This is a genomic window from Clostridium sp. (assembly GCF_051654825.1).
Taxonomy (GTDB): Bacteria; Bacillota; Clostridia; order Clostridiales; family Clostridiaceae; genus Clostridium.
Genome location: NZ_JBOFYU010000110.1, coordinates 1 through 4950, shown reverse-complemented (window position 1 = coordinate 4950; position 4950 = coordinate 1). Strand labels below are relative to the sequence as shown.

Annotated in this window: 5 protein-coding genes and 1 riboswitch; all 5 genes read right to left on the bottom strand. The window is 30.1% G+C overall.

The features are described from left to right. The coding region (locus tag ACRDBA_RS06655) for a PLP-dependent transferase (protein WP_438572150.1) at positions 1-430 on the bottom strand (430 nt) is incomplete at its 3' end. 73 nt (positions 431-503) lie between these two features. Then, a riboswitch (SAM riboswitch) is annotated at positions 504-627 on the bottom strand. A gap of 151 nt (positions 628-778) precedes the next feature. Next, positions 779-2215 (bottom strand): aryl-sulfate sulfotransferase, encoded by a 1437-nt coding sequence (locus ACRDBA_RS06650; protein WP_438572149.1) that lies wholly within the window; start codon positions 2213-2215, stop codon positions 779-781. Between the two features lie 19 nt (positions 2216-2234). After that, complete coding sequence (locus ACRDBA_RS06645; RefSeq protein WP_438572148.1) at positions 2235-3224, bottom strand: ABC transporter substrate-binding protein; 990 nt, start codon at positions 3222-3224, stop codon at positions 2235-2237. A gap of 18 nt (positions 3225-3242) precedes the next feature. After that, positions 3243-4004 carry an ABC transporter ATP-binding protein gene (locus tag ACRDBA_RS06640; RefSeq protein WP_438572147.1) on the bottom strand — a complete coding sequence of 254 codons (762 nt, stop codon included), beginning with the start codon at positions 4002-4004 and terminating at the stop codon, positions 3243-3245. Then, positions 3988-4788, bottom strand: a complete 801-nt coding sequence (locus ACRDBA_RS06635) for an ABC transporter permease (protein ID WP_438572146.1) — start codon at positions 4786-4788, stop codon at positions 3988-3990. The genes ACRDBA_RS06640 and ACRDBA_RS06635 overlap by 17 nt, the downstream gene beginning before the upstream one ends. Between the last annotated feature and the right edge of the window lie 162 nt (positions 4789-4950).

The window sequence follows — 4950 nt, the reverse complement described above, 5'->3', positions numbered from 1 at the left end:
TAATTTTTGTATTTTCTTTAATGCTTTCTTTTATATCCTCTAATTTTGACGTATCTACAAAGTCAGACTCTACCCCATAAACATTATAAATTTCTTTAAATAACCTAAATGTTCCACCATATAAATCTTCTGATAATATTACATGATCACCAGATTTACATAAATGAGTGCAACCCGTTATTGCTGCCATTCCAGTTGAAAACCCTAATGCTTCCCTTCCGCCTTCTAATATTGCAATTGTCTTTTCTACCTCTTGTCTAGTAGGATTTTGAAGTCTTGAATAATCAAAGCCTGTACTTTCATTTAACCCTGAATGCTTAAATGTGGAAGCTGGATATATTGGAAAACTTATAGCCCCAGTGTTTTCATCTCCTCCACTTGCCCCTCTTACAGCATAAGTTTCAAATGAATAATTATTATAGTTTTTCATAAAATGCCCCCTTTTAACTTAAAAAAATCACTTCTAAGATTAGAAGTGATTTTTAATATTGAAATATATTTACTTCTTATCTTTCAGAAAAATTCTGCAGGATTTAGCACCACATTAAAAGATAATTTTACAAAAATTACCTTTTGATAGGTTGCTGGGTTTCAAAGGGCCAGTCCCTCCACCGCTCATAATAAGATACTCTTTATTTAATTTTCAACTCATAAAATACTATTTTAACTCAAATACTTTTACCAAGTATTCCTATATATTTTATATACTTTATACTATACTAATATCCATAATATTGCAACTATTTTCTATAATTATTTTATTTCACTTTTTACTCCATTAAATATCATTAACTAATACACAAAAATTATTTTTACTTTCATATTTTTTTCCCACATTTACATTTACTTCTCTATTAGCTCCACAAGCTGCTGCTCCCTTAACTTTAAAATTCTTAATATCAATTTTCTCAATATCCTTCTCTTTTGGCTTTTCCAGTTGTGGCACCCAGCTATAAGGAGCTCTATATGCCCTATAAACCATATTCATATTTAATCTTTTATTTTCTTTATATGGATTTATATACTCCCATACTATTTCGTAATCTCTAGTAATTTCAAATATCCTTCCATCAGACCCTTCAATAATTAAAGTATTACCATTTAAAAGCCTTTGTGCACTACTAATAAAAGGACTATAAAATCTACTTGAATCTAAAGGGTGAACAAATCCTGCTTCCTTTGGAGTGTATTGCCATTCTATTTCAAAAGTTATAGGATTAATTTCTAATACTCTTGAATAATCTCTTCTAGCATTTTCTCTTCCATTATGAGAATTGACATTTGCTTCGCCATAACCTGCCCATCCTCCATTATCAAAGACTAGTAAATTACCTTCTCCTGGTAGTCCCTTTGGAATTATATGTGCATGATGCTGACCTATAATCCATCCAATTTTATTTCCTATTTCATCATCATAATCAGGACCTAATTTCCACACTATATTGCCTGTAACTTTATCTATAATTGCAATAATATTTGCTTCTCTACTATCCCAAATGATATTTTCTGGATTAAACCTTTCATCCCCTTCATCAAACCATTTATTTGGACCTATCCTTGAAATAGAATTTATATGAAGCCAATCCCCTACTTCAATTCCATGAAGTTTTCTTATATTTGGATCCTTGTATATTACCTTTTTAGCAACTTCTTTAAATCCTAATTCATGAAAATGATGGCTTGCATTCCACTTCCATATTATTTTTCCATCCCAGGTTACTTCTATTATTTTGTCATCTAAAAGAACTTTATCTGATATATCTTCATTTATTATATTTTCATGAGTTAAAATTATAGTTGTTCCATTATATTCTAGGGGGTCTAAATCTGGAGCATAGTATCCCACGGGACTACCCTCTCTTTGATAATCATGATGTTGCCTTAACATCCACTCTCCTTCTTCTTCTGGATCACTTATAAATTCTGACTTATTAAATTTCCATACTATATTTCCATCCCAATCTACTTGCACTAAATCCATCATATCTTGATAACCATATTTAGGATTCCTTTCTCCTGTACTACCTAATACTTGCCCATTTGGCAAAAGCTTATTTGGAAACCCTTCTAATCCCTTCCAATGTTGAACTTCATTACCATTCATATCTATTAATATTGCACCTAACCCTGACACTTGAAAAATAGTGTAACCATTCCAAGCTTTCTTTGAATTATATATTGTTGTACCTGTTGGATAAATTGTTGGATGTCCCATTTCTAATTCCTCCTTAAACTTATTTTATTGATTCCTCATATAAACTTCTATTAATCCAATTTTCTATTTCAAAATCTTTTTTAATTAAATTATTATCTAAAAGAAATTTTTTAGTTTCCTGTAATTTTCCCTTTGAATCTTCACTTATATTTATAGTTATATAATCAAATTTTTCATGATCTTTATTATACAAACTCTTTGTAGCTTCATAACTTTGCCCTGAGTTAGTTAATATTTTATAACACTCCTCAGGATTTTTAATAAAATATTCCTTTCCTTTTTCTATAGCTTTTAATACACCTATGACTGCTTCTTTATTTTCAGATATATAGTTATTTCTTGCTATAACTATGCCTTCACCGCTAAAATCTTTGTTATTTATTGTACTATCTATAGTTCTTGCTACCTTTTTAGTCAGTACCGATAAGGCTTCACTTGTATCAGTTACTACTAATGCATCTACTGTTCCACTTTGTAAAGCTGAATCCCCTTCACTTGTATTTATTAATTCTACTTCCTTTAAATCAATAGAGTACTTTTGCAATACTTGATAAATATATTTATGCATATATGTTCCTTTAGCAAATCCTATTTTCTTTCCCCTTAAATCATTGACATCTTTTATAGGGGAATCAGCTAATACTACTATAGCTGCATTGATAAAGTTATCATAAATTGCAATTAGTGATGTATCAACACCATTTGCTTTGCTTACAATACCAGGAAAATCAGCATATATAACTACATCAAGCTCCCCTGAAGCTAAAGCTTCATTTACAGCTGGTCCACCTCCTGAAAATGGTTTATATTCTACTTCATAACCCTTATTTCGTAATTCTTCTTCAATAAACCCCTTGCTTTGAGCTATACCAGGTGCACCCGTTAATACAGCTTTAGATGCTGGATATCCTATCTTAAGAATTTTACCTTCATTAGTTGGTTTTCCACAAGACACCAAGAAAGCTATAGATATAAACAACATACTTGCAAATTTAATTATTTTTTTCATAATATTTCCCCCTTAAATTTATATATTATATTCTATTAACATCTCCTCATCATTAAAAAAGTGTTTGTATATTTTTCTCTTTATATTTGTAAATTCACTATTAGATCTATCCCTTGGTCTAGGTAAATCCACATGGATAATTTCTTTTACCCTTCCAGGCCTTTCAGTCATCAACACTATTTTGTCTGCTAAAAAAATAGCTTCATCAATATCATGTGTAACCATAATCATTGTATTTTTTTCTTTTTCCCATATTTTTAGGATTTCTTTTTGAAGTGTAATTTTAATCAATGCATCTAATGCTCCAAAGGGCTCATCTAATAAAATTATTTCTGGATTATTTACTAAAGCCCTAGCAATAGCTGCTCTTTGTGCCATTCCTCCTGATATTTGGTGTGGAAATGCCTTTTTAAAATCCTCTAGGCCTACTAGCTTTAAATAATAGTCTATCCTCTTAGCTTTATTACTTTTGCTAACCCCCTGCAATACAATATCAATATTTTTTTCAATGGTTAACCACGGAAGTAGCCTGTTTTCCTGAAAAACCATAGCTCTTTCTTTGCTTGGCCCTAAAATATCTTTTGAATTTAAAAATATATTTCCTGTACTCTCTTTCTCTAACCCTGCTATTATCTTTAATAAAGTGCTTTTGCCACATCCACTATGTCCAAGTATAGCTACAAATTCCCCCTTATTAACAGTGATATTTATATCTTTTAAAATCTCTAGACTTGAATTATCTATATTAAATGAAATTCCTAATTTACTTATCTCTAACATGTTCTTTTCCCCCTCCCTTTATACTCCAAGGAACTACTAGGTTATTAATTCTTCTTAATAATAAATCCATAGTCATTCCTAAAATTGCAATTACAATCATTCCTACAATTACAACCTCTGGCATCATTAAACTTCTTGCATCATTTATTCGATATCCTATTCCTGAACTTGATGCTACTAATTCAGCTCCTACAACAGCCATCCAAGATATTCCTAATCCAAGTCTTAGTCCTACAAAAATTGAAGGCAGTGCTCCTTTTAAATAAATATTAGTAAACATTTGATAATGCGAAAGATTAAACATTTTTCCAACTTGGACTAAATTTTTAGGTACTTGGCTTATACCATTAATCGTATTTAATAGTATTGGAAAAAAACTTGCTAAAACTATTATTATTACTTTTGATTTTTCTCCAATTCCAAACCAAAGGATTATTAATGGAACCCATGCAAGCATTGGTATTTGTCTTACCCCACTAAATGTTATTTGAAAAAATCTATTAACTTTTTCAAACATACCCATTAATACTCCTAATGTTATCCCTAAAAGAGATGCTATTATAAATCCTTGTACAACCCTAAATAAACTTATTTTGATATCATTAATTAAAACTCCACTTTTTAATAACTCTAAAAAAGTATTCCCTACGCTTTTTAAAGTTGGTAAAATTGTTTCTGGCCAAATTTGTAACTTATCGTTTATAATCCATAAAACTATAATAATTATAGGTAAAAGAATTAAATTTAATATTTTAAGTATTTTTCTTAAATACTTTTCATTCATATTTATCCCCCCTAATGGTTTTTATCGATCTGTTAACTTATATGAACATTGCTCTTCTCAACCTAAGGAAATACAATAGGTTTGCGAAACTAAATAATACCCCCTCAGAAAAGGAGAGAAGAACAATGAACAAGACTAATATAAAATGCCCACGCTGTAACC

What these genes read in the sequence shown, in the direction of transcription:
- ACRDBA_RS06650 (WP_438572149.1), bottom strand. Translation starts at nt 2,215, where the DNA reads ATGGGACATCCAACAATTTATCCAACAGGTACAACAATATATAATTCA.
- ACRDBA_RS06645 (WP_438572148.1), bottom strand. Translation starts at nt 3,224, where the DNA reads ATGAAAAAAATAATTAAATTTGCAAGTATGTTGTTTATATCTATAGCT.
- ACRDBA_RS06640 (WP_438572147.1), bottom strand. Translation starts at nt 4,004, where the DNA reads ATGTTAGAGATAAGTAAATTAGGAATTTCATTTAATATAGATAATTCA.
- ACRDBA_RS06635 (WP_438572146.1), bottom strand. Translation starts at nt 4,788, where the DNA reads ATGAATGAAAAGTATTTAAGAAAAATACTTAAAATATTAAATTTAATT.